General features: G+C 65.6%; 24 protein-coding genes, 7 tRNA genes and 1 pseudogene. 12 read left to right on the top strand and 20 right to left on the bottom strand.

Annotated elements, in window-relative coordinates; all coding sequences use genetic code 11:
- Positions 1-207 precede the first annotated feature (207 nt).
- Entirely contained in the window at positions 208-2034 is a 1827-nt protein-coding gene (locus RCF13_RS01700; protein WP_134968447.1) for a methyl-accepting chemotaxis protein, read from the top strand.
- A 30-nt stretch (positions 2035-2064) separates the two neighbouring features.
- On the opposite strand, the pseudogene RCF13_RS01695 reads toward RCF13_RS01700, so the two are convergent.
- Together RCF13_RS01695 and RCF13_RS01690 are read right to left on the bottom strand one after the other, a co-directional pair.
- Positions 2065-2232 (bottom strand): annotated as a pseudogene (locus RCF13_RS01695) (GGDEF domain-containing protein); the annotation flags it as partial.
- A 269-nt stretch (positions 2233-2501) separates the two neighbouring features.
- Positions 2502-2587 (bottom strand) — tRNA-Leu (locus RCF13_RS01690).
- A 132-nt stretch (positions 2588-2719) separates the two neighbouring features.
- Here RCF13_RS01690 and RCF13_RS01685 point away from each other — a divergent pair.
- Positions 2720-3100, top strand: coding sequence for a response regulator (locus RCF13_RS01685; RefSeq protein ID WP_061479069.1), 381 nt, complete (start codon positions 2720-2722; stop codon positions 3098-3100).
- 123 nt (positions 3101-3223) lie between these two features.
- Here the strand turns inward: RCF13_RS01685 and RCF13_RS01680 are convergent, their stop codons facing one another.
- The gene (locus RCF13_RS01680) at positions 3224-4180 is read right to left on the bottom strand and encodes an SOS response-associated peptidase family protein (protein ID WP_134968446.1); all 957 of its coding nucleotides are present in this window, start codon (positions 4178-4180) and stop codon (positions 3224-3226) included.
- Positions 4181-4256: 76 nt separating this feature from the next.
- Between RCF13_RS01680 and RCF13_RS01675 the strand changes: the two genes are divergently transcribed.
- Positions 4257-4673 (top strand): GNAT family N-acetyltransferase, encoded by a 417-nt coding sequence (locus tag RCF13_RS01675; protein ID WP_061479071.1) that lies wholly within the window; start codon positions 4257-4259, stop codon positions 4671-4673.
- Positions 4674-4768: 95 nt separating this feature from the next.
- On the opposite strand, the gene RCF13_RS01670 is transcribed toward RCF13_RS01675, so the two are convergent.
- The 7 genes from RCF13_RS01670 to RCF13_RS01640 form a co-directional block, all read right to left on the bottom strand.
- Positions 4769-4844: transfer RNA gene (locus RCF13_RS01670), tRNA-Glu, on the bottom strand.
- 47 nt (positions 4845-4891) lie between these two features.
- Positions 4892-4967 (bottom strand) — tRNA-Ala (locus tag RCF13_RS01665).
- Between the two features lie 44 nt (positions 4968-5011).
- A tRNA-Glu gene (locus RCF13_RS01660) sits at positions 5012-5087 on the bottom strand.
- A 49-nt stretch (positions 5088-5136) separates the two neighbouring features.
- Positions 5137-5212: transfer RNA gene (locus RCF13_RS01655), tRNA-Ala, on the bottom strand.
- 184 nt (positions 5213-5396) lie between these two features.
- Positions 5397-5472 (bottom strand) — tRNA-Glu (locus RCF13_RS01650).
- A 54-nt stretch (positions 5473-5526) separates the two neighbouring features.
- A tRNA-Ala gene (locus tag RCF13_RS01645) sits at positions 5527-5602 on the bottom strand.
- Positions 5603-5705: 103 nt separating this feature from the next.
- On the bottom strand, positions 5706-6104 hold the full coding sequence (locus RCF13_RS01640) for a heavy metal-responsive transcriptional regulator (protein WP_049415383.1): 399 nt from the start codon (positions 6102-6104) through the stop codon (positions 5706-5708).
- Positions 6105-6290: 186 nt separating this feature from the next.
- Between RCF13_RS01640 and RCF13_RS01635 the strand changes: the two genes are divergently transcribed.
- From RCF13_RS01635 to RCF13_RS01605, 7 genes are all read left to right on the top strand, one after another.
- Positions 6291-7358: a helix-turn-helix domain-containing protein gene (locus RCF13_RS01635; protein ID WP_061479072.1), complete on the top strand. Its 1068-nt coding sequence runs from the start codon at positions 6291-6293 to the stop codon at positions 7356-7358.
- 81 nt (positions 7359-7439) lie between these two features.
- The gene (locus tag RCF13_RS01630) at positions 7440-8243 is read left to right on the top strand and encodes a TlpA disulfide reductase family protein (RefSeq protein WP_134968445.1); all 804 of its coding nucleotides are present in this window, start codon (positions 7440-7442) and stop codon (positions 8241-8243) included.
- A 30-nt stretch (positions 8244-8273) separates the two neighbouring features.
- The gene (gene dsbG, locus RCF13_RS01625) at positions 8274-9116 is read left to right on the top strand and encodes a thiol:disulfide interchange protein DsbG (protein WP_134968444.1); all 843 of its coding nucleotides are present in this window, start codon (positions 8274-8276) and stop codon (positions 9114-9116) included.
- Positions 9117-9630: 514 nt separating this feature from the next.
- Positions 9631-11061 carry a DcaP family trimeric outer membrane transporter gene (locus RCF13_RS01620; RefSeq protein WP_134968443.1) on the top strand — a complete coding sequence of 477 codons (1431 nt, stop codon included), beginning with the start codon at positions 9631-9633 and terminating at the stop codon, positions 11059-11061.
- A 76-nt stretch (positions 11062-11137) separates the two neighbouring features.
- Positions 11138-12490 (top strand): arginine/agmatine antiporter, encoded by a 1353-nt coding sequence (gene adiC, locus RCF13_RS01615; RefSeq protein WP_061479076.1) that lies wholly within the window; start codon positions 11138-11140, stop codon positions 12488-12490.
- Positions 12491-12510: 20 nt separating this feature from the next.
- Complete coding sequence (locus RCF13_RS01610) at positions 12511-14799, top strand: Orn/Lys/Arg decarboxylase N-terminal domain-containing protein (RefSeq protein ID WP_134968442.1); 2289 nt, start codon at positions 12511-12513, stop codon at positions 14797-14799.
- A 28-nt stretch (positions 14800-14827) separates the two neighbouring features.
- Positions 14828-15730, top strand: a complete 903-nt coding sequence (locus RCF13_RS01605; protein WP_065178510.1) for a cation diffusion facilitator family transporter — start codon at positions 14828-14830, stop codon at positions 15728-15730.
- Positions 15731-15946: 216 nt separating this feature from the next.
- Here RCF13_RS01605 and RCF13_RS01600 read toward each other — a convergent pair whose 3' ends face one another.
- The 9 genes from RCF13_RS01600 to RCF13_RS01560 form a co-directional block, all read right to left on the bottom strand.
- Positions 15947-16660: an energy transducer TonB gene (locus RCF13_RS01600; protein ID WP_154351022.1), complete on the bottom strand. Its 714-nt coding sequence runs from the start codon at positions 16658-16660 to the stop codon at positions 15947-15949.
- Complete coding sequence (locus RCF13_RS01595) at positions 16653-17453, bottom strand: ChaN family lipoprotein (protein WP_134969453.1); 801 nt, start codon at positions 17451-17453, stop codon at positions 16653-16655. Before RCF13_RS01595 ends, RCF13_RS01600 begins: the two co-directional genes overlap by 8 nt.
- Complete coding sequence (locus RCF13_RS01590; protein WP_231352172.1) at positions 17440-19911, bottom strand: TonB-dependent receptor; 2472 nt, start codon at positions 19909-19911, stop codon at positions 17440-17442. The genes RCF13_RS01595 and RCF13_RS01590 overlap by 14 nt, the downstream gene beginning before the upstream one ends.
- A 64-nt stretch (positions 19912-19975) precedes the next feature.
- A complete protein-coding gene (locus tag RCF13_RS01585; protein ID WP_231352171.1) occupies positions 19976-20902 on the bottom strand; it encodes a FecR domain-containing protein in 927 nt (308 codons plus the stop codon).
- Complete coding sequence (locus tag RCF13_RS01580) at positions 20899-21408, bottom strand: RNA polymerase sigma factor (protein ID WP_061479083.1); 510 nt, start codon at positions 21406-21408, stop codon at positions 20899-20901. Before RCF13_RS01580 ends, RCF13_RS01585 begins: the two co-directional genes overlap by 4 nt.
- 127 nt (positions 21409-21535) lie before the next feature.
- Complete coding sequence (locus RCF13_RS01575; protein WP_061479084.1) at positions 21536-22042, bottom strand: hypothetical protein; 507 nt, start codon at positions 22040-22042, stop codon at positions 21536-21538.
- Positions 22043-22689: 647 nt separating this feature from the next.
- Positions 22690-23553 (bottom strand): hypothetical protein, encoded by an 864-nt coding sequence (locus tag RCF13_RS01570; RefSeq protein WP_021587719.1) that lies wholly within the window; start codon positions 23551-23553, stop codon positions 22690-22692.
- 351 nt (positions 23554-23904) lie between these two features.
- Positions 23905-24261 carry a DUF6616 family protein gene (locus RCF13_RS01565; protein ID WP_021587720.1) on the bottom strand — a complete coding sequence of 119 codons (357 nt, stop codon included), beginning with the start codon at positions 24259-24261 and terminating at the stop codon, positions 23905-23907.
- Entirely contained in the window at positions 24258-24782 is a 525-nt protein-coding gene (locus RCF13_RS01560; RefSeq protein WP_308140763.1) for a MarR family transcriptional regulator, read from the bottom strand. Before RCF13_RS01560 ends, RCF13_RS01565 begins: the two co-directional genes overlap by 4 nt.
- A 142-nt stretch (positions 24783-24924) precedes the next feature.
- Between RCF13_RS01560 and RCF13_RS01555 the strand changes: the two genes are divergently transcribed.
- Complete coding sequence (locus tag RCF13_RS01555) at positions 24925-25146, top strand: ParD-like family protein (protein WP_021587722.1); 222 nt, start codon at positions 24925-24927, stop codon at positions 25144-25146.
- Positions 25143-25931 carry a type I methionyl aminopeptidase gene (map, locus tag RCF13_RS01550; RefSeq protein WP_021587723.1) on the top strand — a complete coding sequence of 263 codons (789 nt, stop codon included), beginning with the start codon at positions 25143-25145 and terminating at the stop codon, positions 25929-25931. Before RCF13_RS01555 ends, map begins: the two co-directional genes overlap by 4 nt.
- A gap of 5 nt (positions 25932-25936) precedes the next feature.
- On the opposite strand, the gene RCF13_RS01545 is transcribed toward map, so the two are convergent.
- A complete protein-coding gene (locus tag RCF13_RS01545; protein WP_021587724.1) occupies positions 25937-26476 on the bottom strand; it encodes a hypothetical protein in 540 nt (179 codons plus the stop codon).
- Positions 26477-26528: the final 52 nt, after the last annotated feature.

Below are 26528 nucleotides of genomic sequence, written 5' to 3'. Positions count from 1 at the left end.
CCCGCCGCAGGACCCCAGGCCGTCCCCGATGGGCGGCCCGCGCTGTGTGTTCCGCCGCTCCCAGATGCCGATCGCACCCGCAGCAGACGTTCGTGGCAGTCGCTCGAGAGGTGCCGGTTGGCACCTGTAGTCCCTGGCACCTGAAGTTGCCGCCGGGCATCCCGCCCGTCGGGTCGCAACCGCTTACCGGACACCGAGGATCAGACAATGCTCATTCCAGGCTTCACGGCGGGCGCGCAGGCGCCGGCCGAGCTGTATACCCGTTGGTCGCCGTGGCGTGCCCTACTGGGCGCGCTGGCTCCCCAGCACCGCACCGGCGCCGAGGCCGTGTCCGACGGCCGTGCCGAGCTGGAAGCCCAGGTTGCGGCGCTGCACCGGGTCCAGGCGGTCATCGAGTTCGCCCTCGATGGCACCATCCTGCAGGCCAATGACAACTTCCTGCAGGCGATGGGCTACCGGCTGGAGGAGATCCAGGGAAAGCATCATTCCCTGTTCGTCGATCCCGAGCAGGCGCGCAGCGCCGAGTACCGCGACTTCTGGGCGCGGCTGGGGCGTGGCGAATATGACGCTGGCCAGTACCGGCGCTTCGGTAAGGGCCAGCGCGAGATCTGGATCCAGGCCTCGTACAACCCGGTGCTGGACCGGCAGGGGCGGCCTTACAAGGTGGTCAAGTTCGCCACCGACATCACCGCGCAGAAGCTGCAGGCGGCCGACTCGGCCGGGCAGCTGGCGGCGATCGACAAGTCGCAGGCAGTGATCGAGTTCGGCATGGACGGCCGCATCCTTTCGGCCAACGACAACTTCCTGGCCGCCACCGGCTACAGCCTGGACGACGTGCGTGGCCAGCACCACTCGCTGTTCGTCGAGCCCGAGTATCGTGGCAGTGCCGAGTATCGGCAGTTCTGGGAGAAGCTGGGCCGTGGCGAATACGATGCCGGCCAGTACCGGCGCCTCGGCAAGGGCGGGCGCGAGGTCTGGATCCAGGCGTCCTACAACCCGATCCTGGATCTCAATGGAAAGCCGTTCAAGGTCGTCAAGTACGCCACCGACATCACCGCGCAGGTGCATGAGAACCAGGCCATGCAGCGCGCCGTGGCGCAGACCCGTGAAGTGGTGGCGACCGCCAAGGAGGGCGACCTGACCCGGCGCGTGGCCACCGCCGACAAGCACGGGCCGATCGCCGAGCTGTGCGAAGGCGTGAATTCGCTGGTCGAGGCGATGGCCGCGATCATTGGCCAGATCAAGTTCGCCGCCGACACCATCGCCGTCGGTGCCACCGAGATCGCGCAGGGCAACAGCGATCTGTCGCAGCGCACCGAGCAGCAGGCAGCGTCGCTGGAGGAGACCGCCGTGTCGATGAAGGGCCTGGCCGAGACCGTGCAGCGCACCGCGAGCAACGCACGGCAGGCCAGTCAGCTGGCCGGTGGCGCCGCCGATGTCGCTGCGCGCGGCGGCAACGTGGTGCACGAAGTGGTCGAGACCATGGCGGTGATCAACGCATCCTCGCGGCGCATCGTCGACATCATCGGCGTGATCGACGGTATCGCTTTCCAGACCAACATCCTTGCCTTGAACGCCGCGGTGGAAGCCGCGCGTGCGGGCGAACACGGGCGTGGCTTCGCCGTGGTCGCCACCGAGATCCGCGAACTGTCGCAGCGCTCGGCCAGTGCCGCCAAGGAGATCAAGCAGCTGATCGATGCGTCGGTGGCCAATGTCGGCGCCGGCACCGCGCAGGTTGAGAGCGCCGGCCGCACCATGGACGAGATCGTGCTCAACGTGCGCCGGGTCAGTGACCTGATGTCCGAGATCAGCACGGCCGCACAGCAGCAGAGCGACGACATCCAGCAGATGAACCACGCTGTCGATCTGATCGACCAGGGCACCCAGCAGAACGCTGCGCTGGTCGAGGAAGCCTCGGCCGCGGCGCGCAGCATGGAGGAGCAGTCGGCGCAGCTTCTGCAGACCGTGGCCAGCTTCCGCGTGCAGGGTGGGGCGGGGCACCTGCATGGCGCGGCGGTGCTGCGCGCGGTCTAGGCCCGGCGGTCGGAGTGTTGTTCCCCGGCATCGTGGGTCGGCCTGCTCATGCGCAGCCTGCCAGGCTACGCCGATGCTGATGGTCACATGGGGCTCAGCGGCGGGCAGGGCGGCGATGAATTCCTCGCCGCCGTCGCGGGCCAGCAGGTCATGACCGCGTTGCGGGCAGCCGTCGAGGATCGCGGCGACCGCCTGCAGGTTGTTGGCGTCCCAGCGCCCGGCGCTGATCGGATGCGTCAGGCAGATGGCGGGCGATCTGCAGCGCCAGCGCCCGTTCGGAAACGTCGCCTCAGCTGGTGTGCTCGATCACGCCCGGCAGCGAGAGGTAGTGGGACCAGGCGACGGCGTCGGACGCCCGCAGGAGGGGCAATCGCGCGGGCGGGGCATGCTGGGGCATCTTCGCCAGTGTCGGCGCTCTGGCCCGGGAAAAGCAAAAGGCCAGATCATGGACCTGGCCTTTGATGCTGTGGTGCCGGTGAAAGGACTCGAACCTTCATGGGGTCACCCCCGGCTGATTTTGAGTCAGCTGCGTATACCATTCCGCCACACCGGCAGGCAGCGTACGAGTGTAACCGAGGTCGGCAGGCGATGCATAGTAGGAGGGCCTATGAGGGCGGTTCCTGTCGGCATTGGCCCCTTGATAGCTATACTCCCAGCGTGCAATTGCCTCCAGGAGCGGTAGCCGATGACAGTGTTGCAGGACCTGAGGGTGCTGGTGGTCGAGAACGACGAAATGAGCGCGGCCCTGCTGCAGATGCAGCTGGTGCATGCCGGTGCGGTCGTGGTTGGCCTCGCAGCGAGTGTGTCCGAGGCCCTGCGGCTGCTGGAGCAGAGCACTCCTGACGTGGCCCTGCTGGATTACCGCCTGGCCCGCAACGAGACCAGTGAGCCGGTGGCTGCAGCGCTTTCGGCGCGTGGCATTCCGTTCGTGCTGGCCACCGGGATGCTGGCCGAGCAGCTGCCGGCGCCGATGTTGGCCGGCCTGCTGCTGGTCAAGCCGTACCTGTCGGCTGATCTGTCACGCGCGCTGGCGCGAGCGGTGGGGCGCTCCAGCGTCAAGGCCTGAGCCGTCCGCCACGGACCGGCGGGGGATACTGCCGACGGCTGAATGCTCGCGTCTGCGGAGTTCGGCGGCAACCCCTGATCCAGGAACCCCGCCCAGGCGGGGTTCTTCAATTGCGTCCGGCGCTCAGCCCGCTTCCTCGTACACGTAACGGATCTCCTCGCGGTCATCGAGGATGCGGTACTGGCGCGCCAGGTCATCCGGTTCGGGGTTGAGCCAGGCGTCGAGGTGTTCCTTGCGGATCGGCACTACCCCGCGGTCATGCCCGGCAGCGGCGACGTCGCTGGGAGGTGCGTCGGTGATCGTGGCAAACGACAGCAGGCGGCCTTCCGGTCCTTCCCATTCCGCCCAGAGGCAGGCCAGCAACAGGTCGCGGGGCGGGTCGGGACGGAATTCGAGTACCACGTCCTGTTCCTTTTCGTTGGCACCGAGGGTGCGGCCGGCGATGGCGTGGCGGGGCACGTGCTCGTAGAACGCCTGCACCACCACTACGCCGTGGCGCACTCCGAACGCACCCCGCCAGTAACCTTCCAGGCTGTCGCGCCGCGCATTGTAGGTGCCGGGGTAAAGCACGTCGTTGCGCGCTGGCTTGTCCGGCAGCCGGCACTGGTAGCGCATCGGCTTGATCACGCGCTGGCCGTTCTCGCTGACCATCACCGGTGCGTAGGTGCCGGGGAAAATGCGGTTGTCGCGCGGCAGCAGCTGCACCCGATGCAGGTCTTCCAGTCGGGCCTGTGCGCGCTCGATGCGGTTGCCGGCCACGCGCAGGTCGTTGCGCGCTTTCTGCGTGGGCCGGGTGGCCAGCGTGGCATGGGCAATATCGCGTCGTTCGCGTTGCCGGGCCAGTTCGGCCTCCAGGGCCTGTTGCTCCTGCGCATGCCATTGCTGGATCTTCGCCACGATGTCCCGCCCCTGTTCGGTACGCGCACCGGCGAATCCGTCATCCATCGCCTTCGGGGTCTTCGGCCGTTCTTTGCCCGGATCGTGTGCGTACAGTTCGGCGAAGTCCTCCAGCGACAGGATGGCGCCGAATTCGCGTACCAGTTTGGCGTAGTCAGCGCGGATCAGGGCGGAATAGCACATGGGACTCTGTGGGCCTGGGTCGCAGCGGCTGCGACGTGGATGCGGCAGGATAGCCCGACCCATCCGGAGATGCCGCATGAATGATCCCATCACCTGCCAGTTCCGCGAAGCCGTACCCACGGTCGAGGACTACTGCCAGTTGCGCGTGCTCGCAGGCCTCAGCGCCAAGTCCCGCGAAGCAGCCGCCCGCGCGCTGCCCAATACGCTGTTCGGCGTATGTGCCTACCAGGGCGCTGAGCTGGTGGCGATGGGCCGTATCGTCGGCGATGGCGGCTGCCACCTGCAGGTCTGTGATATCGCGGTGCTGCCGCGATTGCAGGGGCAGGGCCTGGGCAAGGAGGTGATGCGGCGGCTGGACGGCTGGATGCAGGCCAACCTGCCGCCGTCGGCGTACGTCAGCCTGCTGGCCGATGGCGAGGCGCATCGGTTGTATGCACAGTTTGGTTTCGCACCGACTGCACCGGCATCGATCGGGATGTATCGGCGGTTCTGAGCCGTGGGCGGGGTGAAGCCCTCCACGGGCAGGGCGGTTTGATCGCAGATCGCGGGCAAAGAAAAACCCCGGCCGAAGCCGGGGTTTTCAAGAATTGGCGTCCCCACGGGGATTCGAACCCCGGTCGCCACCGTGAAAGGGTGATGTCCTAGGCCTCTAGACGATGGGGACGCACGAAAACTTCAAGTTGTAGATCCTTCGACGGCCTAATGTCGAAGTGGTGGAGCCAAGCGGGATCGAACCGCTGACCTCCTGCATGCCATGCAGGCGCTCTCCCAGCTGAGCTATGGCCCCATGAAACTCCGGATATCTGCCGGGAGCAGAGTCCGTTTTGAAACTGGCGTCCCCACGGGGATTCGAACCCCGGTCGCCACCGTGAAAGGGTGATGTCCTAGGCCTCTAGACGATGGGGACGCACGAAAAACTTCAAGTTGTAGAACTTTCGACGGCCTAATGTCGAAAGTGGTGGAGCCAAGCGGGATCGAACCGCTGACCTCCTGCATGCCATGCAGGCGCTCTCCCAGCTGAGCTATGGCCCCGTGTTACCGAGCCGCCTATCATACCTGCGTGTTCACGTTTGTGGAAGTTTTTTTTGAACTTTTTCGTCCCGGTTCAACCGTTGCCACCAAGGGCAGGGGAACCGCAACGCCACAACCTGAATGCCGGTAGGCGGTGAACAAAAAAGACCCGGTTATCGGCCGGGTCCTCGTTGTTCGTGATGAGTGGCGTCCCCACGGGGATTCGAACCCCGGTCGCCACCGTGAAAGGGTGATGTCCTAGGCCTCTAGACGATGGGGACGCAATTCTCATCAATGTTCTTTAGCGACCTTTCGGCGGCCTAATGCCGAAAGATTGGTGGAGCCAAGCGGGATCGAACCGCTGACCTCCTGCATGCCATGCAGGCGCTCTCCCAGCTGAGCTATGGCCCCACGTCGCTGAGGAGCGAAATAATAGCCTTGCCCCAGAGGGTTGGCAAGCATTTGTTGCACTTTTCTTCACGCGCGTTGCGAAGGGAACGACGATCGCACGTACTCAGTCGGCGCCGTCGGTCAGCGCCGCCAGGATTGGGCACTGATCCAGGGTGCCGTGGCCGGGGCAGGCGTCGACCAGCTGCGAGAGCGCGCTGTGCATGCGTTGCAGTTCAGCCATGCGCTGCGCGATGTCCTGCAGTCGGGCTTGCGCCGCGTCGCGCACGCTGCCCATGTCCTGCGGATGGCGATCACTGAGTGCCAGCAGTTCGGCGATTTGTTCCAGGCTGAAGCCCAGCGTCTTGGCGCGGCGGATGAAGCGCAGCCGGCGCAGGTCCTGCTCACCGAAGATGCGATAGCCCCCGGCCGAGCGTGCCGCGGTGGGCAGCAACTGCTGGCGCTCGTAGTAGCGCACGGTATCGATCGGTACGCCGGCCTGGCGCGCCAGTTGACCAATGTTCATGGCGGATTCCTGCGGATGCTGCCGGTCATTCTGAAGCCTGGAGTCAGGTCCAGGGTCAAGCTCCGGTCGCGGACGGCGCATTCAGCGCACTTTGCAACTTTCTTCATAGCCCCGCCGTCGTGGCAGTTCCTACCCTGCGCCTGAACCGGCCGCTGGATGGCCTGCAACGAACCGAGGAGATGCTCTGTGGAAGGATTCAGGAACGAGGGATTCGTAGAGGTCGCGGTGGTCGAGTACCCCGGAGGGGACCCGTCGGCGGCCTCGGTGCTGACCGAAATGGCACACGTCGCCAACCGGCTTGCCCAGCAGCAGCGTCGCCCGTTCAAGCGTGTCCTGGTGACCCGCTGGGTCGTGCCAGCCAGCCAGACCGGCGTGCATCGCATTGCCGGCGCGGAGATGCTCGAGGCGGACATTCCCGCCGTGATCGCCGTGCCTGGCCAGATCAGTCAAGGCGTCTGCCTGCGCGCCGATGAGGTTCTGCTGGATTGGCTGCGCGCGCATTACGATGGCGGCAGTCTGCTGGCAGCTGCCAGCGATGGTGTCAGCATGCTGGCACGCGCGGGTCTGCTTGCCGGCCGCACCGTCAGTGGGCCGGACCTCGGGCGTCATCCGGGCCTGCAGGGACCGTCGGCCAGCTGGGTGCCCAGTGAGCGTGCGCTGGTCGACGACGGTGACCTGCTGACGGTGGCCGGTTCCCAGGCCTGGCGCTTCCTCGCCCTGCGCCTGCTGTACCGGCTGCACGGTCAGGGCGTGGCGAGCTCCGTGGCGCAGCAGCTGGGGATCACGGTGCCAGCGGCGATCCAGCAGGATCTGGAGCGTTTCAGTGCCAACTTCGCCCACGGCGATCGCGACGTACTGAAGGCGCAACGTTGGCTGCATACCACCGCTGCGCGTGGGGCCACGCTCGGAGCGATCTGCGAGGTTTCCGGACTGGAACCGCGGACTCTGCAGCGGCGCTTCCTGAAGGCCACCGGCCTGCGTCCGATCGAGTATTGCCAGCGGTTGCGTATCGCCAAGGCGCAGACATTGCTGCAGCAGGGGGCGGGTATCGATGAAGTGGCCTGGGGCGTGGGCTATGCAGACCAGAGCGCATTCCGCCGCCTGTTCCTGCGCATTGTCGGAATGACGCCGGCCAACTATCGCCGGCAGGTCAACAACAATCGGCGCGAACGACCGCTGTTGTCGTCGGTGGCGGGCAGCCTGCGCGGGCTGCAACCGGCGCCTGGCATGCAGATGCCGCGCAGCGCGGCCTAAGCCTGCGGTGGGCGTCGCACTTGCAACCTGGGCGCGACGCTTTGACCATGCAGGCAACGAGATGATGTGACAGGTGGGTTGATGTCGAGTGTTGGACCGGTGCCGATGCCGGTGGTGCTGATCCTGATGTGCGTGCTTATGGCCATGGCGGTGGCCCACCTGTGGCCGCGGTCGAAGGACGGGATGGCAGTGCCTTCCGCGGCCAGCCTGGTCCTGGACATGTTGCTGATCGGCCTGCTGTGTGGACGCATCAGCTTCGCGGCCTTGAACTTCGCGCTCTACCGTGAGGCCCCCTGCAGCATCCTGCAGATCGCCGACGGTGGGTATCACCTTGCCGTCGTGCTGGTTGCGGGCCTGGCGTGGGGCACCTGGCGGCTGCGGCTGTGGCGCGCGTTGCGTGCGCCGGTGCTGGCGGGGGCGCTGGTGGGTGTGGTGCTGTGGGCGGCGGGCAGCCACCTGCTCGCAGCATGGCAGGAGCGGCGGATGCCGCTGCCGGCGGTCCAGGTGGCCGATCTGCAGGGGCGCAGGATCGACCTGCAGCAGTTCCGTGGCAAACCGGTGGTGCTGAATCTCTGGGCCAGCTGGTGTGGTCCCTGCCGTCGCGAGATGCCGGTACTGGCATCCGCACAGCAGATTCACACTGACGTGCAGTTCGTGTTCCTCAACCAGGGAGAAACCCTGGACGAAGTGAAGGGTTTCATCGCATCCGAACAGCTCCGGCTGGGCAATGTATTGCTGGACGATACCGCCTCGGCGTCAACCGTGCTGGGTGTACAGGCCTATCCGTCGACGCTGTTCTTCGACGCCGAAGGCCGCCTGCGTGAACTGCACCTTGGCGAACTGACGGCGGCGGGTCTTGAACACAAACTGCGCCGGCTGCGGTAGCCTGCGCGGGCATCTCACTACGGAGTTCCCATGTTGTCGACTTCCCTGCGCATCGCTCCGGCGGTGCTGTTGCTGCCGGTCATGCTGGCATTGGCCGCCTGCAGCCAGGCCCAGACCCCGCCAGGCAAGGCAACGGCAGCGCCGGCAGCGAGCGCTCAGGCCCCAGCGGCAAAGGGCGAGCGCCCCGCAGTGCTGAAAGGCATCGAGAAGCACGGTTTTGAAGTCGTTGCCGAGTTCGATGCACCGGGTGGCCTGCGTGGATTCGCTGGCGTGGTGGGTGGGCAGCAACCGGCCGCAGCCTATGTCACCGCCGACGGCAAGCATGTGCTGGTAGGCAGCCTGTTCGATGCCGAGGGCAACGACGTGGCCGCCGAGGCGGTGGAGAAGCTGGTTTCAGCACCGATGTCGGCCAGGATGTGGACCAAGCTGGAGGCCAGTGCCTGGGTGCGTGACGGCAAGGCCGATGCGCCGCGCGTGGTCTATACCTTCAGTGATGCCAACTGCCCGTACTGCCACAAGTTCTGGGAAGCAGCGCGTCCGTGGGTCGACGCCGGCAAGGTGCAGTTGCGCCACATCATGGTCGGCGTGATTCGCGAGGACAGCCCGGCCAAGGCTGCGGCCATCCTGTCTGCGCGTGACCCGAGTGCGGCCTTGCTGGAAAACGAACACCAGTTCGACCGTGGTGGCATCAAGGCCCTGCCGAGCATCAGCCGCGAGATCGCCGGCAAGCTCGACGCCAACCAGGTGCTGATGATTGAAATGGGCTTCCAGGGCACGCCGGGCATCCTGTTCCAGGATGCACAGGGCCAGGTGCAGCGTCGCGCCGGCCTGCCACAGGGCGCTGACCTGCAGACGGTGCTGGGCCCGCGCTGACCGGCACCCACGCCGTGATGCGACACCACAGGCCCGCATGGCAGCATGCGGGCCTGTTGCTTTTCGTCACCTGTGCGGGTGATGCAGGCTGCGCACCTCCTGTTCGTCGTCACGTCTGAATCGTGACTGACATCAAGCATCGCGCCTTGATTCCAATCAAGGCCAAAAACGACATGCGGATTAGCCTGTGACGCATGGAATACAGCGTCAACGCGCCAGGGATGCCGCGCCTGACACGCCCTGAACCGGGGCAGTCGGCACAGCCATTCACGACGTTCTCACTCCCTGGTTGTTACCCAGACCGCTGCGGTCGCCACCTCTCCGGCAGTGCGGCCCTGATGGCGTCGATATCGGTACGGGCGGGGCAGTGTCATCGTCCTGTTGCCTGCCATGCGCAGGCTGGCCGGTGTCGTCGACGCAGTACCCGCATTTCCAGCAACGGCAACGCAATGTCGGAGCTGCGCCTGCGCGCGCGCCGTCAGTGCGCTGCGAATGTTCGTCCAGGGAGGATGCAATGCGCTTTGCGGTACTGAGTCTGGCCTGCCTGACCGCGCTGGCGGTCACGCCAGCCTATGCGCAGCAGAATGGCCAGGAGGATGCGCACGCATTGCGCCAGGAAATCGCTGCCATGCGACAGGCACTGGAGGGCATGCAGAAGCGCCTGGATCGGCTCGAACAACGCGAGGGCGCTGTCGTGGCCGCTGCGCAGGTAACGGCGCCGGTGACACCACCTGGCAGCAGTGCCAACCTGCTGCATCCCACGCAGGTGCCGGGTGTGGCGCAACCGGTGCTGCCGCAGCGCGAATCGGTGGCCGATCCCTCAACAGCGGCCTCGCGTCCCGACAGCGCTGCTGGGCCGACCGACCCGGATCTGAAGGGCTTCTTTGCCATTCCAGGTACTGACACGGTGATCCGCATTGGCGGCTATGCCAAGCTCGATGCGATTGCCGATTCGCGTGCGGCCGGTGACGAGGATCAGTTCATCCCCTCATCGATGCCGGTGGGCGGCAGCCATCGCGATGTTTCCAATTTCAACATCCACGCCAAGCAGACCCGCTTCAGCTTCGAGGCACGGCGCCCGACCACGCACGGCAACCTGCGCTTCTACCTGGAGAATGATTTCTTCGGCAGCAGTGAAGGCTACGCGTTCCGTCTGCGCCACGCGTATGGCCAGCTTGGCAATACCTATGCCGGCTACGGTTACTCCAGTTTCATGGACCCGGACAGCCTGCCCGACACGCTCGACTTCGCCGGTCCCGGCGGCGCCGGCTATCTGCTGGTGGCCGGCATCCACCACAGCTTCGCGATGGGCAAGGGCAACACCCTGACGCTGGCCGCCGAAGACCCCAGGACCGAACTGGCCGGTGCCAGTGATGAACGGGCCGCAGTGAACCGGCTGCCGGATGTGACCGTGACCGCACGCATGGAGCGCGACTGGGGCCATCTCCAGCTGGGCGCGGTGGCGCGCAGCCTGGCCTATGACGGTGACGGCGAGCGTGACCGGCGCATGGCCGGCGGCCTGCAATTCAGTGGCTCGGCATCGGTAGGCGAGCGCGATCTGTTGCTGTTCGGCGCGCTCGGCGGGCGCGGCCTCAGCCGCTACACCGCGGACCTGACCGGCTCCGGGCTGGACGCGGTGGTCGGTGCCGATGGCCGTCTCGACGCGCTGGACCTGCACGGCGGCTTCGTCGGCTACACCCATTACTGGTCCGGGTTTTGGCGTTCGAACCTGATCTTCGGCCAGTTGACCCTGGAGCGGAATGCCGCACTCGCCGCCGATGCCTTCCGGCAGAGCCGATACGGCGTGTTCAACCTGATCTGGAGCCCGGCGCCGTCGTGGACGATGGGCATGGAGCTGCTGTACGGCCGCCTGGAACAGCAGGGCGGCGCGCGCGGCGACACCGTCCGGGTGCAGGGCAGCCTGCAATACAACTTCATCAAGTAAGCGCCAGCGGCGTTACGCCAGCGCAACCGTCCCCACGCCCGGCCGCACCGGGCTCATGCCAGTACAGGAGATTGTCATGGCAGAAGCAAAGAAAATCGGGGTGGTCGGAGCCACCTTCCTCGTCGCCGGCAACATGATGGGCTCAGGCGTGTTCCTGTTGCCGTCCAGCCTGGCCAAGATCGGTACCGCATCGATCTGGGGCTGGCTGATCACCACGGCCGGTGCGCTGTTGCTGGCCTTCGTATTCGCCAAGCTGGGCAAGCTGGCGCCGAAGGCGGGCGGTCCGTATGCCTATGCGCGTGACTGGTTCGGGCCCTACATGGGCTTCCAGACCAATACAATCTACTGGTTCGCCAACTGGATCGGCAACGTTGCCATCCCGATCGCCGCGGTGGGCTATTTCAGCTACTTCTTCCCGATCCTGTCCGAGCCGCTGGTGCGCTGCATCGCGGTGCTGATCCTGGTGTGGGCGCTGAGCTTTGCCAACGTGATCGGCCCGGCCTTCGTCAGCCGTGTGCAGACGGTCACCACCAGTTTCGCGCTGGTGCCGATCCTGGGCATCGCCATCTTCGGCTGGTTCTTCTTCGATGCCGATATCTTCAAGGGCGCCTACAACGTGTCCGGTGAGTCCAACTTCGGCGCGATCTCCAGTGCCGCGGCACTGACCCTGTGGGCCTTCATCGGTGTCGAATCGGCTTCGGTCACGGCTGGCGTGGTCGAGAACCCGGAGAAGAACGTGGCCCGCGCCACCCTGGCCGGCGTGTTCCTGGCGGCCATCGCCTACATCGCCAGCTCCTCTGTGATCATGGGCATGGTGCCGAACTCGGAACTACAGGTGTCCGACGCACCGTTCGCGCTGGCGGCGGCCAAGGCGGTCGGCGGCTGGGGCGGCGCGCTGGTCAGCCTGTGCGCCTTCATCGGCGCCGCCGGCTCGCTGGGTGGCTGGATCCTGCTGACCGCGCAGAGTGCCAAGGCGGCCTCGGATGATGGCCTGTTCCCAAGCATCTTCAGCAAGACCAACAAGGACGACGTGCCGGTCAAGGGCGTGCTGATCGTGGCGGTGCTGATGACCCTGGCAGTGCTGGTGACCTCTACCTCGGAAACCGCGTCGGCCCAGTTCGACGTGATCACGTCGGCGGCCGTGGTGCTGACCCTGCTGCCCTACATCTACTCGTGCGTGGCCTGCTACTTCGTGGTCGAGCGTTCGCACACCCTGGTCCATACCGGTGCGTTCTGGACCCTCACCAGCCTGACCGTCGTGTACTGCCTGTGGGCAATCTACGGCTCGTCGGGAACCATCGTGCAGTACGCCTTCCTGTTCGTGCTGTTCATCACCGTGTTCTATCCCTTCTTCAGCGAGGAGCGCCGCCAGCAGCGGCAGCGCGCCCGCGAGGCATCGGCCATCAGCGCCCGCGCCCAGCGTTCCTGAGTTCGACAAGGAGAATCAACGTGTACTTCAAGTCCCTGGACTACCCGGTCATTGTCATCGACAACGACTACGAGTCGCCGCGCATCGGCGGCATCCTGATCCGCGCCCTGGTGGAAGAGCTGCGCAGCAACGACCAGCGGGTGCTGTGCGGGCTCAACCTGGATGATGCGCGCGCCGGCGCCCGTACCTACGTGGCGGCCTCGGCGGTGCTGATCTCGATCGATGGCAGCGAAGAGGTGGATGGCGAGTTCCAGCGCCTCACCGCCTTCCTGCGCGAGCAGAGTGCGCGCCGCGCCAACCTGCCGGTGTTCCTGTACGGCGAGCGCCGCACCATCGAAAAGGTGCCGAGCAAGCTGCTCAAGTACATCCACGGCTTCATCTTCCTGTTTGAAGACACCAAGAGCTTCATCTCGCGGCAGGTGATGCGCGCGGCCGAAGACTACATGAAGAATCTCTTGCCGCCGTTCTTCAAGGCGCTGATCCATCATGCGGCAGAGTCGAACTACTCCTGGCATACGCCGGGCCATGCAGGCGGCGTGGCATTCACCAAGTCGCCGGTCGGCCGTGCGTTCCACCAGTTCTACGGTGAGAACACCCTGCGCAGCGATCTGTCGATCTCGGTGCCGGAACTGGGCTCACTGCTGGATCACACCGGCCCGATCAAGGATGCCGAGGAGGAGGCGGCGCGCAACTTCGGTGCCGACCATACCTTCTTCGTCACCAACGGCACCTCCACCGCCAACAAGATCGTCTGGCATGGCACGGTGGCCCGCGGCGACGTGGTGTTCGTCGACCGCAACTGCCACAAGTCGCTGCTGCACGCGCTGATCATGACCGGCGCGGTGCCGGTGTACTTCACCCCAAGCCGCAACGCACACGGCATCATCGGCCCGATCAGCCTGGATCAGTTCACGCCGGAGTCGCTGCAGCAGCGCATCGCCGCCAACCCGCTGGCCAGCCAGGCCTACAAGGCCGGTTCCAAGCCGCGCATTGCGGTGGTCACCAACTCGACCTACGACGGCCTGTGCTACAACGCCGAGAAGATCGCCGACGAAATCGGCAGCGCGGTCGACTTCCTGCACTTCGACGAAGCCTGGTACGCCTACGCCGCGTTCCATCCGTTCTATGAGAACCACTACGGCATGGCCAAGGGCAAGCCGCGCGAGCAGGATGCGATCATCTTCACCACGCATTCCACCCACAAGCTGCTGGCCGCGTTCTCGCAGGCGTCGATGATCCACGTACGCAACTCGGCGCAGCGCGACCTGGATGCCGAGCGCTTCAACGAGTCGTTCATGATGCACACCTCGACCAGCCCGCATTATGGGGTGATCGCGGCCTGTGACGTGGCCTCGAAGATGATGGAGGGCGAGGCCGGCCGTTCGCTGGTGCAGGAAATGCATGACGAGGCGATCGCCTTCCGCCGCGCGATGCTGCACGTGCGTGACGACCTCGGGCGCGACGACTGGTGGTTCAGTGTGTGGCAGCCGACCAAGGTCGAGCGCAGCCTGGACAAGGGCGATACGCCGGCGCCGCTGGTGGCCAAGCGCGAGGAGTGGTACCTGCAGCCGGACGCGCACTGGCACGGCTTCGAGAATCTGGTCGATGACTACGTGCTGATCGACCCGATCAAAGTGACCCTGCTGACCCCGGGCCTGGCGATGGACGGCAGCATGGGCACGCTGGGCATTCCGGCGGCGGTGCTGAGCAAGTTCCTGTGGGGCCGCGGCATCACTGTGGAGAAGACCAACCTGTATTCGGTACTGTTCCTGTTCTCGATGGGCATTACCAAGGGCAAGTGGAGCACGCTGGTCACCGAGCTGATGGCCTTCAAGGAGCTGTACGACTGCAACGCGCCGCTGAGCCAGGCATTGCCGACGCTGGCGGCGGACTATCCGATTGCCTACGCCGGCTGGGGACTGCGTGACCTGTGCGATGCATTGCACGCGTTCAACCAGGAATTCGAGGTCGCCAAGGTGATGCGCGAGATGTACGTGGATCTGCCGACGCCGGTGATGACCCCGGCCGATGCCTACAACCACCTGGTGAAGGGCGAGATCGAGCGGGTCGACATCGAGCAGCTCAGTGGTCGCGTCGCGGCGACCATGCTGGTGCCGTATCCGCCGGGCATTCCGACCATCATGCCGGGCGAGCGATTCGGCGACAGCGACGAACCGATCATCCAGTCTCTGCGTATTGCCCGTGAACAGAATGCGCGCTTCCCGGGCTTCGAGTCGGATGTGCACGGGCTCATCATCGAGCACGATGGCGATGCGACCTCGTACAAGGTGGAGGTGCTGAAGGCCTGACCGGCGACGGTCGGCCCTTCGGCGAGCGATGGATACCGCGCGCGAGCAACGCATCCTGAAGTTCTCCATCGGGGTGACCATCGCGGTGAGCGCGGTCGGCTTCATCGGTGGCCTGCTGGTGGGATCGCAGGCGATCCTGTTCGACGGCGTGTACAGCCTGGTCGACGTTGCCTTGACCCTGGTGTCGTTGTCGGTACTGCGGCTGGTGGCGCGGGAGCAGAGCCCGCGCTTCCAGTACGGCTATTGGCACCTGGAGCCGATGGTCGAGGCACTCGGCGGCGTGATCCTGTCGCTGGCCTGCGTGTATGCGCTGGCCAACGCGGTCATTGGCTTGACCACGGGCGGGCACGAGGTGAAATTCGGGCCCGCGCTGTGGTGGGCGGCGCTGCTGAGTGCCAGCAACCTGGCAATGGCGACGTTCGTCGCGCAGCGTGCGCGGCGCCTGCGCTCGGCGCTGTTGTGGCTGGATGTAAGAGGCTGGTTGCTGGGTGGGTTGATGAGCCTGGCGGTGGTGCTGGCCTTCGTGCTGGCCCTGGTCCTGCATGGCGGCAAGTGGCACCACTGGGTCCCGTACCTGGATTCGATCGTGCTGGCGTTGATCAGCCTGGCGGTACTGCCAGTGCCGGCGCGCAGTGCATGGAAGGCCATGCGCGAAGTGCTGCAGGTGGCGCCGGATGACCTGGACCGGCGCGTGCAGCAGGTGATGCAGGCGTTCGTGTCCGAGCGTGGCTATGCCGGTTTCACCAGCCACGTGGCGAAGATGGGGCGGATGCGCTTCATCGAGATCCATGTGCTGGCAGACCCCGGTACGCCATTGGGCTCGGTGGGCGAGGTCGATGCGATGCGCGATGAGATCGCCGTGCGGCTGGATGCGCGGGGCAGCACGTTCTGGTTGACCATCGATTTCACTGCGGATCCGGCGTGGACGTAGCCCTGCCTCCTTCGCGCCGGGGCCTCGCCCGGCCAGGTTCTGTTCCCCTGTAGGGCCGAGCCCATGCTCGGCTGCCGTTCGCATGGAGCAGCCGGGCATGGGCCCGGCGATACAGCACGCCGCGATCGTTGCACACGGCGGACTGCTCTGTTGCGCCGGATGTGTTTGACCTGAACCTGGGTTGAGGTTGCAGACTGCAGCACAGTTCCACAACGCCTAGCGCAGGTAGTACTCCACCGGCACCACCAGTTCCTGTGGTGCCTTCAGTTCATCGGGAATGGGCGGTAGTGGCTGCGCGCGGCGGAAGGTCTGCAGTGCGGCGCCGTCAAGCATCGGTTGGCCGCTGGACTGCTCCAACCGCAGGGCCAGCAGGCGTCCCTCGCGATTGATGCTGGCCCTGACCCAGGCAGTGCCCTGCTGGCGCCGTGCGCGGGCCGCAGCAGGGTAGTAGCGATAGCGCTCCAGCCGCGCCATCAGGCGGGCTTCCCACTGGTCGCTGGCGGCGCCGGCCTGGAAGTCCGCCGGTGGGGCGTCGGGAGCGGGCGGCGCGGCCGTGACCGATGCCGGTGCGGGACTTGCATCGGTCGCGGCCGCAGGCGGGGCGACCGGCAGGGCTTGCCGGCCAGCGCCACCGCGTTCGCTGGCGGCTACCTCGCCCTCGCGTGCGGCGGTGGGTTTCGGTGGAGGGGGCGACTTCGTGGGTTGGGATGCGCGGGCCTGCTGCGCCTGGCTGGGGGTGTCGGCCTGGCGTTCTTCCAGTGGCTGCGGCGGCGTTGCCGGTGCCAGCAGGCGCAGGCTGATACGCACGTCCTTCTCCGGCGGCGGCGGCAATGGCGGCGCGGCCACCCAGTGCACCAACAGCAGCAGGGGCAACAGGTGAAGCCCGATGCTGATGGCGATCGCCTGCCAGTGTTGGCCGCGCTCACTCATCGTCCAGCACCCATAGCAGGTCGGCGTCGGCCGCCTCGACGGATTCACCGGGCGAGGCCAGTGCGATCACCAGCGCCGGTGTGTCCGCTGGCAGGTAGCCCGGCACGCCGGTACCGCGCAGTACATGCCAGCGACCGGCCAACAGCAGCGTGGGTGCCGGTGCCTCGGTCATTACCTGTGCCATGCGCGTGTCGCGGGCCTGTTGCACGGCCAGCATCCCTTCCAGCATCGGTGCTGCGTCCGCATGCTGGGCCAGCACCACGGCCGACAGGCGGTGCCGTGCGGTGGGCATCGGGAACCGTACCGACCTGTCGGAAGCGAGCAACGCATTGACCTCGGCACGCGCCAGGTTGCCGCCGAGCAGGGGAATGCCGGTAGCGGTGGCGTCCTGTACCAGCCCGCCATAGGCCACCCACGGCCAGCGTGTATCCCAGCCCAGCAGCTCCTGCAGGCGCGCACCGTCGGCATGGTTGCCGTTGGCCAGCCAGCGCTGCACCCGCTGCAGGCGCGGCTGGCGTTCGCTGGCAATCATCTCCAGTACCAGCGCGCCTTGTGGACGCTGCTGCTGCAGCGCGTGCAGCAGCCAGCGCTGGGCGGTGTGGTCACCGGCCAGATCGTGGCGTTCGCCCAGCAGCACTCGCGGGGCATTCGCTGCGCGCTTCACGAATGCGGCTTCGTCCAGGGGCTGGCCACTGGCCAGGTCGATCACCGTGCCGGGCATCGGCTGCGCGCTGACCATTGCGGCCAGCGCAAGCAGGCAGAGCGGCAGCCAGCGACGGCTAGAACGCCACATTGACGCCCATCGAGACGGTGCGGCCACGGCCGTTGCCGCGGTCCAGGATCGGGCTGAAGATGCTGTCGATCGAGGCATTGTTGTCATAGGCTTTGTTCTGCAGGTTTTCGATGTTCAGCCACAGGGTGGTGTTGGGCTGGGGCTTGAAGCTGGCGTAGAAGTCGAGGAGTACACCGGTGCCACCGGTCTTGCGGGTCTGGAAGAAGTCGTAGCCTTCCTCGGTGGGCCCGGAGTACTCGGCACGCAGTCCGGCCTGCACGCGCTGCTGCCACCAGCGGCCGCCCACGTCCAGCGTCCAGTAGCGGTCGGGCAGGGCGGTGATGTCTTCCAGGTTGACGAATTCGATGGCGGGCGCGCTGGTGTGCGAGCGGGTCCAGCTCAGCGTCGCGTGGTAGTGCGCGCTGGCGTAGTGCGCTTCCAGCTCGATACCGCGCATGCGCACCACGCCCGGGTGGTTCATCCAGCGCGTGGTGGTGCTGAAGTCGTCCACGTCCAGTGCGTCGGTCCAGGCAGTGAGCTGCGGATCGCTGTCGATCGGTACCACGACTGGCTCCACTTCCGGTGGATGCACGATCAGCAGGTATTGCGGCTTGATGTAGTCGCGGATGCGGTTGTCGAAGCGGGTGACCCGCAGCTGGGCCAGGTCACCGTCGACCAGCAGCGAGTCGGTGCTGAGGTTGGCGCCGAACTGCAGGTTGCGCGAGCGCTCGCGGCGCAGGAATGGGTTGGCGCCGACGCCATCGGCATCGCTGATGCCTTCCAGTGGGATCTTCTCGAAGAACATCTCCTGGACGCGTGGCGGCCGCGAGGTGCGCGAGACTTCAGCGAACAGTTGCAGCCAGTCGGTGGCCTGCCATGAATCCGCCAGGCTGGGGCTGAGCGCGTGCTGGGTGCGGCGCACGTCGATGCCGCCGCCATTGATCTCCGCGCACTGGCCGGGGACATCCGAGCACACCGGGATGTGGCCACGGATGCCGAAGCGGTCCTGGCGCAGGCCTGCGGTCAGCGCGTAGACGTCGTACTGCAGTTCCAGCGTGCTGAACACGCTGTCCAGCTGGCTGCGGCCCTGCGGGTTGGCGCCGCGCAGGGTGGGGGTGTCGGCCACATGGATATCCGACTGGTGCTTGATGCCGGTGTTCCAGCGGGCCTGCAGCGCGCCGATATCGAAGCGGCTGGTGTTGTCGAGGGTCCAGCTGCTCAGGCTGCTGTGGGTGCGGCGACCGATGTAGCTGGAATCCTCCACGGGCGGATAGAACAGCCGGGTCTTGTTGCTGGCAAAGGTCGCGCGCAGGTCGATCCACGGCGAATAGGGCGTGTAGTGGTAGCTGGCGCGCTGGTTGCGTGCGGAAATCTGCCACGGGTAGTTGTGGTAGAAGTCGTTTTCGTAATGCATGTGGCTCAGGTCCAGCCGATGCTGGTCGCTCGGCTGCAGGCGTGCTTTCAGCAGCCAGCTGCTGGGCTGCTGGCTGCCCGGGTCGGCGTCGTTCTTCTGCCCCCGCGCGGTGGCGTATTCGCTGCTGCGGCTGCTGCTGGCAGCGGCCAGCAGGCCGAACTGGCGATCACCGCCGTCCTCGCTGTGGCGCCAGGCGCCGGCGAAGGTGCGTCCATTGCCGTAGCCGTTGTTGCCGTGGCGGTAGCCTGCACGCAGGCCCCAGTCACGGTCTTCACCGAGCAGGTCATCGATATCCAGTGTGCGGAAATTGGCACTGCCGGCCAGCGTGCCTGCGCCATCACCACCGGCGACCGCACCGCGTTGCACGTCCACGCCGGCCAGCAGGAACGGGTCGACGTAGGCGAACGGACCACCGGAGCCATGGCCCGCGTTGTTGCGGAAGGTCTGGGTGACACCATCGATCATGGTGTTGACCCGCCCGGCGCCAGTCATGCCGCGGATGTTGACCTGCAGGCCGGGCTGGCTGCGCGAATGGAAGCTGTGGGTGCCGGGCATCGAGCGCAGCAGGCTGTTGCCGTCCTGGCGCTCGGCCATGGCTACGCGTTCGCTGCCGACGGAGGGCGCGAAGCCATCTCGGATGGCCGGCACGTACTGGCTGGCACCGGCGCTGGGGGCGTGGCGGCGCGCGGTATCGCCCTGTACGCGCAGCGGGCCGGTTCGACGGCTGCCGTCGGTGGGTTCGGCCGGCGCCGGTTCCAGCGTTGCACGGCGTGTGTCGATGAAGCGGGGGCGCAGGCCGCTGCCGACCAGCAGGCGCGACAGCGCCTGCGCATCATCGAACTGTCCGCGCAGCGCCGGTGCCGTCTGGCCACTCGGCAATGCCGCCCCGATCACCAGATCGACACCGGTCAGCCGGCTGTACGCATCCAGCGCGCTGGCCAGCGGTTGTGCAGGAAGATCGAAGTGGCGCGTGACGGTCTGCGCGTGCGCGCTGGCCGACAACAGTGGAAGCGGAATGGCGCAGGCCAGTGACAGGGCGAGGACAAGGGGGCGGTGAAACGGCATCGGGAGCTCCAGGGGCTGACGCAGCGCGTCGTCATCCTGGGTAGACGCAGCGGCAGGGCCGATGTCAGGGTGCATCGCGATGTCCCCTGCGTGGCGGCAGCCACACCTGCACGCCCGCGCCCAGGCGGAGCACGCGCACACGCAGCTGTGTGGCCAGCTGGTCGCGGCTGCGCGCCGCGCCGTCGGCGCTGCCGAGCAGGGTGACCGGCTGCTGGCGCAGCTGTGCGCCGATGATCCAGGTGTGGCCGCCATGCCAGCGATCCAGGCCCTGGGTGACCTCGGTCAAGGGTGCGGAGACCCAGTGCAGGCGCCGCTCGCGCCAGGCCAGGGCAGCCCCCTCCGCTGGAAGCAGCGTGGCGGATGCCTTCGCGTCGAATCGCATCTGCTGCCCTTCGGATGCTTGGCGGGTGCTGCTGCCGGACACCACGTTGACGCGGTGCTCGGTGACCGTGACCACGCTGTCGCCGCGCAGTACCGCCAGATCGAACGCGGTGCCCAACGCGGTGACGGTACCGTGCGGGGTATGCACCTGGAACGGTCGCGCAGCGTCGGCGCTGACCTGGAACCAGGCCTGGCCGCGCTCCAGCTGCAGCTGTCGGCGCTGTGCATCGATGCGGACATGGACTTCGCTGCCGGGCGAGAGCAGTACGCGCGAGCCATCCGGCAGTACTTCTTCGCGGATCTCGCCTGCCGCCGTCCGCATCGTCTGCGCGGCCGGTGGCGCGGCTTGGTGGGTATACAGGCCGAACGCACAGAGCAGCAGCACGGCCGTACCGGCGTCGCGCAGGCGCCGGCGCTGCCGCCGGAGCTGGTGCCGCTGCAGGCTGGGTGTTGCATCACCGGCCAGCCAGAGCGCCTGCAGGTGCTGGTACTGCGCGGCGTGGCGCGCATCGGCGTGGTACCACTGGCTGAACGCACGCTCGTCACGGCCGCCGTCGCGGCCGTCCAGCCACCAGCGTGCGGCCTCGCGCGCGATCGCCTCCTGGCTCATGCGCCGGGTACCTGCTGCAGCGCGACCAGCGCACGCAGCAGATGGCCGTGCGCGGTCTGCCGGCTGATCCCCAGCTGTCGGCCGATCTCTACCAGTGCCATCTGCTCCACCCGTGCCAGCAGGAACACCTGGCGCGACCGGGGCGGCAAGGCGGCAATGACCGCGTCGAGGTGGCGCAGCTGTTCGGCATCGAGCAGGCGCTGCTCCGGAAGGGGCGAAGGATCAGCGATGGCGAGCAGCTGCGCGTCATCCAGAGCGTCTTCGCGCCGGCGTTGGCGTTGCCGGTAATGATCGGCGATCAGGTTGTGGGCGACGCGGTACAGGTAGGCGCGGCCATTGCTCAGCAGGCCACTGGCGGCGATTCTGACGACGCGCAGCCAGGTTTCCTGGACGACGTCATCGGCGTCGCTGCGTTGCGGGAGTTTACGGCGGACATGGGCGTGCAGCGGCCGGTAGTGGGCCGCGCACAGCTGCGCGACATCCGTCGGTTCGACAGGCGTGGACACGGGGCGGGCGACAACTGGGAAAGGGAAAACAGCCCGCGGCGGCAAGGGCAGCGGCTGCACCTTACAGCAAAAGAGAATCATTTGCATCCATGAGCGCAAGGCGCGGCATGCATGGCCGACTGCGAGGTCAGCGCGGACGATAATCGCAGTGGATCTGCAGGGCTTCGGTGGGGTTGCGATGCAGCTCGAAACCGCAGTGCTGGAGGCTGCGCTTCACCCGGGCGATCGCTTCGGCATGGCGGGCGGTGCGACGATGCTGCCAGCGCGGCGGGGTGAACACGCCCAGTGGCAGCAGCCGTAGCCGCTTGCCGTGCAGTACCACTGAGACATCGATATGACGGCCATCGATGTCGTGGCCGTTGGCGCCGAAGATGGCATCGACTTCATCATGGCGCTGCGGATAGCAGGCGCGGAACACTGCGATGCCGAGCCAACGCACGCCACGACGGAAGCTGCCGAGCCGGCTGTGGCTGGGTTCGAAGCCGCGCGTGACGAGCAGGCGCAGCCCGGCAGGCAGCAATGCCTGCGCGTCGAGCAGGCGTTGCAGTACCTCTTCTTCCAGCTGGATGCGGGTGGAGGGCCAGCGCGGTGCGATGAGCAGTCCGTGGTGGCGGCCGCGTTGCAGGGTCAGCATGGGTCAAGCCTCGCATGCGGGCGAACAGCCGGGGGCGCTCGCGCCGCGCCAGCCGATCGAGCCGAGTCGCAAGATCAGTGCCGAAGCGGGCGGTGAGCGCGGCGCGCGGAAGCCCCATCACATCGCCGATGCGTTTCAGCCCGGCGCGCTTGAGTCCGGTTTCGGCGGCTTGCGTCAGTTCCAGCGCGGAAAGCGGCAGGCGGGGAAGCTGCCGGTCGGCCTCCGCCTTGCTAAAGACACCGCCCTTCGTTCCCCGTGCCAGAAGCCGTGCGGCAAAACTGTTGTCGGCAATCGCTGCCTGCACCTTCAGCCCGGCGCGTTCGATGCGGCCGATGGCGTCGGCGCGCATGGCGGCGAGCCCGCCGAACAGATGCGCGCAGCCGGTTATGTCGAGCATCAGCCCATGCGGCTCATCATAGGCGACGAGCGGCGTGTAGCGCTCGCACCAATGGGCAAGGCGCTTGAGCAATGCCGCATCCTGTTCTGGTGCTGCGGCCGCCACTTCCAGCCTTTCCACGCGGGCGCGGGCATCCGTCAGCGCCATGCCGGGGAAAAGACCGAGCCTTGCCGCCGCCGCATCCACCGCCGTCAGGCGCAGCGCATTGGCCGTGCGCTCGGTCACCACCAGGGGCGGGCGCTCCCTGCCGTCATGCGGAACGGCGCGGCGAAGCCGGTCGGTCGGCAGAAACGGAAACCACAGGGCGAGAAACAAGCGTTCTGCCGTCCCGTTCTCGTGCACCAAATTCAAGGGTTTCATTGTTCCATTCCATGATCCATTGTCCGCATGTGCCGTGGCGGTTGCGCTCCAGCACGGCGGAAAAGGCGGGCTTTCCCGGCGCACTCGCTCCGCTTGAACGCGATGGCGCGGGCGCCACCCGCCAGCGGCTGACGGCAGCGCTTTGCACCGCCGTCCGGTGGCTCCTGAGCAGGATGACGGGCAGCTGAGCGGTTTCTGTTGCAAGAAGCAGGCGGCGCGAGGCGGTGAGGTCGAGACATTTCGGCTGGCCTGTCACCGAGGCGACGACGCCGGAAACAAGATGCGAGGCCTTGCCGCCGCTGCCCGCTTCCAGCGCATCGTTTGCCGCTTTCAGCACATCCTGCGCCGTGGGGCAGCGCACGATCAGAAGCCGCGACGGATCGATGCCGAAGGCATGGAGCCCCGGCGGATAAAGCCCGCCATATTCGCTTGCAGCCTTTTCCTCCTCGATCCAGATGATGGGGCGCCGATATTGTGTGGAGTGCTCTGCCGCGCGGGCGGCAAAGGCGAGCGCAAAGCCGGTCGCCGCCATATGCGCGCCCGGATTTTCGGCAAAGACCTCGTGCAGCGCATCGCCCGCCAGACCATGCGGAAAGGCGGCATCTGCCCCGGCAAGGCCAAGCGTGAAACTGCGGGCGCGCGCAAAACCGCACCTGTCCTCGCTTCCTGTCCTGCTGGCAAAACTGCCTTGCGGATCATTGCCTGCAATGGCCGTAACCATGCGCCGCAACGCCGCGATGTCGATGCCGCTCACGTTCGATTCCTGTCAAATTGTTCTCTATTTGTTCTAGTATTGAATCGAGCGAGGCAAGAGTCAAGCGGGATCCGTCGGCGGAATCAGTCGGCGGGATCAGCCAGGAGCATGTGTGGATAAGAAAAATCCTTCCCTGGAGCGCCCTGCGTCCATTTGGACGCATAAAGGTCGCTCTCAGAGGGAAGCATTTATCGGCATGGGCGATCAGCTTGGCGCCACAGTTGCAAATTCGTCGGGCCGTGGCGAAAGAGTGATTTTCGAGTACCGGAGCGGAGCGTATTTGAAGGTAGGCACCGGAACGCAGACAAAGCGCTGTTTCAGCCCGGCATCACGAAGAATGCACCTGTAGTATCAGGCGGCTTCCCGGAAAGGCACGCCTGCCAGTTGCGCCAGATGGCCGGGAAGGTCGGTGCCAGCGCCAGCCGCATTTATCGTGTCGAAATAATCATGCCAGCCGGTGGCGGTGATTCCGGCAATCAGCATGTCGAGGGCTGCTTCGTCCGGGAAACGCCAGATAGCGAAGAAATTCTGACCGGGCGCAAAAGGCTTTGTCGCGTCGACAGGCCCCAACGCCAAAGCCTCGATACCGAGCGCCGCAAGTCCGCCTATGCCCGCGCCGACTTTCTCGAAGAAGGCCTGCCGGCCTTCAGCATCGAGTGCGTGCCAGCTCGATTTTGGGGAATAAAGCTCGGCGAGGTAATAGGTCATGTCATATCCCTTAGGGTTTCATTGATCTTGAAGGAGCGACCGGCGTCGGTGCGGCTCCAGATGCGGCGCAGCAAGGTGCTGAGAAGCTGCTGTTCGCCTGATGAGAGATCGCTCATCAGGCTTGCAATCCATGCGGTATGTTGTTCGAAAAGCTGTTGCGCCAGCAGCGAGCCTTCGGATGTCAGCCGGACAGTCAGCTTGCGGCGGTCCGCGCTATCCGCGTGGCGCTTGAGGAAACCATCACGCTCCAGCCCGTCCAGCAGGCCGGTGATGGTGGCGCGCGTGACGCCTGCGCGTTCCGAAAGCGCGTGCGGCGAGAGGCCCTCGGGCGCATCGTGCAGCAGAAACAGCAGGACGAACTTGCCCTCCGAAAGCTTGTGCGGCGCCAGCCGGCTGGCGCAATCCCGGTCAATGGCCGCAGCAAGCGACAAGACTTCAAAACAGGCTTTCAGCGCGTCGGTGGACGGGCTGTGCCGGCGTTCCATTTCGCCCAGAAGGGCACGATGCTTTTGCTCGATAATTTCCATACGGTGCCTTATAGTAAAGTGCCGTATTAAATGCAAATGATTTGATTGGCTGAGGAGGAAGAGTAGAAAGCTTGATCGATGCGCATATACGGTTTATATATGGTTCGTATATCAAACTCTTATTTCGGACACTGTTATGGGTATCGTAAAGATCGGTGACGAGCTGCATGAAGAACTGCGCAAGGCGAGCGACGTCATGTGCCGTTCGATCAATGCGCAGGCTGAATACTGGATGAAGATCGGCATGCTGGCGCAGGCCCATCCCGACCTGTCGTTCAACGAGATCGTGCAGATGCAGTTGCGCGCAGCGCAGGTCGAGCTGCCGGTTTTGTCGGTTCTGGCAGTGCAGCCGTCATGACCAAGACGCCGGCCGAAGTGGAAAAGATGGCGGCATCCGGCGCGCTGCTCGCCTCAGTTTTTGCCCTTCTCGACCGCACCCCGCTGGCGGGCATGACCACGATGCAGGTCAACGATCTGGTCGAGGACTACATCACCCGCGAATTGCAGGCGCGGCCTGCCAGTAAGGGGCAATATGACTATCCTTATGTGCTGAACAGCTCGAAGAACGAGGTCGTCTGCCATGGCATGCCGTCGAATGACGAGATCATTCAAAACGGCGAGATCATCAACTTCGACATCACGCTGGAAAAGGACGGCTATATCGCCGATTCCAGCAAGACCTACATGGTCGGAGAAGTTGCGCCCTTTGCCTCACGGCTGGTCCGCGTGACCTATGAGGCGCTGTGGAAGGGAATTGCCGCCGTGCGCCCCGGCGCGACGCTCGGCGATATCGGCCATGCCATCGAACGCCACGCCAAGCGGCATGATTACAGCATCGTGCGGGAATATTGCGGCCATGGCATCGGTCGCGAAATGCACGAAGAACCGCAGGTCCTGCATTTCGGCAAGCCCGGCACCGGGGTTCGCCTGCGCGAAGGCATGGTGTTCACCATCGAGCCGATGCTCAATCAGGGTACGGCCAAGGTGAAGCAGGAAAAGGACGGCTGGACGGTAGTCACGCGTGACGGAAAACTGTCAGCGCAGTTCGAGCATACGGTCGCCGTCACGGCCAATGGCGTGCGGGTGCTGACCTTGCGTCCCGGTGAGGAAAAGATGCTGGCGGCAATCAAGAACGCAGCCTGACATTATCAAATTTTGCCGGTCATCCAGAGCAGAAAGACAATCGTCCCGCCCACGCTCATTCCAGCGGCAAGAATGGTCCCCGCGATGACGGGCGCGAGTTTCAGGACCGAAACATGGGGCGTGATTTCCAGCCGGAAATTCGCCCTGATCTTTTCAGGGGTCAGGCAGGTGATTTCGTAATCCCCGGCTGTCATGCAGTCGAAATATCCCAAAACATGGGAAGCATTGCCGCGCATATCCGTCCGCCGGACGCTCAACAGGAAGCGGCTTGTGGAATGATAGGCAATCGGCGCGCCGGTCGCGCGCGCCTTGATGGCAAACTGCGTTGAGAAATAGGCCGTGCCGGGGAAAATGGTAAACGGCGGAAACACGATGCTGATCGCGTATCGCCCGGCGTTTGGCAAATGAAAGACGTGTGGCCGGGCGTTGCCCGCAAACTGGTGGCGGACCTCGGGCGCAATGATTTTCCATAGAATGGAAATGCAGCGTACCAGCAGATAAATGCCAAGCAGAATGCAGGCAGGCAGGGCCAGATAGACAGACAAGATTCACGTCCTGCTCGAGAGCATTTCCAGCAAAACCGTTTCACACTTTTGC

Origin of the sequence: Stenotrophomonas maltophilia group sp. RNC7 (assembly GCF_030910085.1) — a bacterium.
In the GTDB taxonomy this organism is placed as follows: Bacteria; Pseudomonadota; Gammaproteobacteria; order Xanthomonadales; family Xanthomonadaceae; genus Stenotrophomonas; species Stenotrophomonas sepilia.
The sequence above is the reverse complement of the archived record's forward strand: the minus strand, read 5'-3'. Positions and strand labels throughout refer to the sequence as shown.

What these genes read in the sequence shown, in the direction of transcription:
- RCF13_RS01600 (WP_154351022.1), bottom strand. Translation starts at nt 16,660, where the DNA reads ATGAGTGAGCGCGGCCAACACTGGCAGGCGATCGCCATCAGCATCGGG.
- RCF13_RS01700 (WP_134968447.1), top strand. Translation starts at nt 208, where the DNA reads ATGCTCATTCCAGGCTTCACGGCGGGCGCGCAGGCGCCGGCCGAGCTG.
- RCF13_RS01565 (WP_021587720.1), bottom strand. Translation starts at nt 24,261, where the DNA reads ATGACCTATTACCTCGCCGAGCTTTATTCCCCAAAATCGAGCTGGCAC.
- map (WP_021587723.1), top strand. Translation starts at nt 25,143, where the DNA reads ATGACCAAGACGCCGGCCGAAGTGGAAAAGATGGCGGCATCCGGCGCG.
- RCF13_RS01620 (WP_134968443.1), top strand. Translation starts at nt 9,631, where the DNA reads ATGCGCTTTGCGGTACTGAGTCTGGCCTGCCTGACCGCGCTGGCGGTC.
- RCF13_RS01555 (WP_021587722.1), top strand. Translation starts at nt 24,925, where the DNA reads ATGGGTATCGTAAAGATCGGTGACGAGCTGCATGAAGAACTGCGCAAG.
- dsbG (WP_134968444.1), top strand. Translation starts at nt 8,274, where the DNA reads ATGTTGTCGACTTCCCTGCGCATCGCTCCGGCGGTGCTGTTGCTGCCG.
- RCF13_RS01675 (WP_061479071.1), top strand. Translation starts at nt 4,257, where the DNA reads ATGAATGATCCCATCACCTGCCAGTTCCGCGAAGCCGTACCCACGGTC.
- RCF13_RS01685 (WP_061479069.1), top strand. Translation starts at nt 2,720, where the DNA reads ATGACAGTGTTGCAGGACCTGAGGGTGCTGGTGGTCGAGAACGACGAA.
- RCF13_RS01680 (WP_134968446.1), bottom strand. Translation starts at nt 4,180, where the DNA reads ATGTGCTATTCCGCCCTGATCCGCGCTGACTACGCCAAACTGGTACGC.
- RCF13_RS01595 (WP_134969453.1), bottom strand. Translation starts at nt 17,453, where the DNA reads ATGTGGCGTTCTAGCCGTCGCTGGCTGCCGCTCTGCCTGCTTGCGCTG.
- RCF13_RS01605 (WP_065178510.1), top strand. Translation starts at nt 14,828, where the DNA reads ATGGATACCGCGCGCGAGCAACGCATCCTGAAGTTCTCCATCGGGGTG.
- RCF13_RS01585 (WP_231352171.1), bottom strand. Translation starts at nt 20,902, where the DNA reads ATGAGCCAGGAGGCGATCGCGCGCGAGGCCGCACGCTGGTGGCTGGAC.
- RCF13_RS01590 (WP_231352172.1), bottom strand. Translation starts at nt 19,911, where the DNA reads ATGCCGTTTCACCGCCCCCTTGTCCTCGCCCTGTCACTGGCCTGCGCC.
- RCF13_RS01640 (WP_049415383.1), bottom strand. Translation starts at nt 6,104, where the DNA reads ATGAACATTGGTCAACTGGCGCGCCAGGCCGGCGTACCGATCGATACC.
- RCF13_RS01575 (WP_061479084.1), bottom strand. Translation starts at nt 22,042, where the DNA reads ATGCTGACCCTGCAACGCGGCCGCCACCACGGACTGCTCATCGCACCG.
- adiC (WP_061479076.1), top strand. Translation starts at nt 11,138, where the DNA reads ATGGCAGAAGCAAAGAAAATCGGGGTGGTCGGAGCCACCTTCCTCGTC.
- RCF13_RS01630 (WP_134968445.1), top strand. Translation starts at nt 7,440, where the DNA reads ATGTCGAGTGTTGGACCGGTGCCGATGCCGGTGGTGCTGATCCTGATG.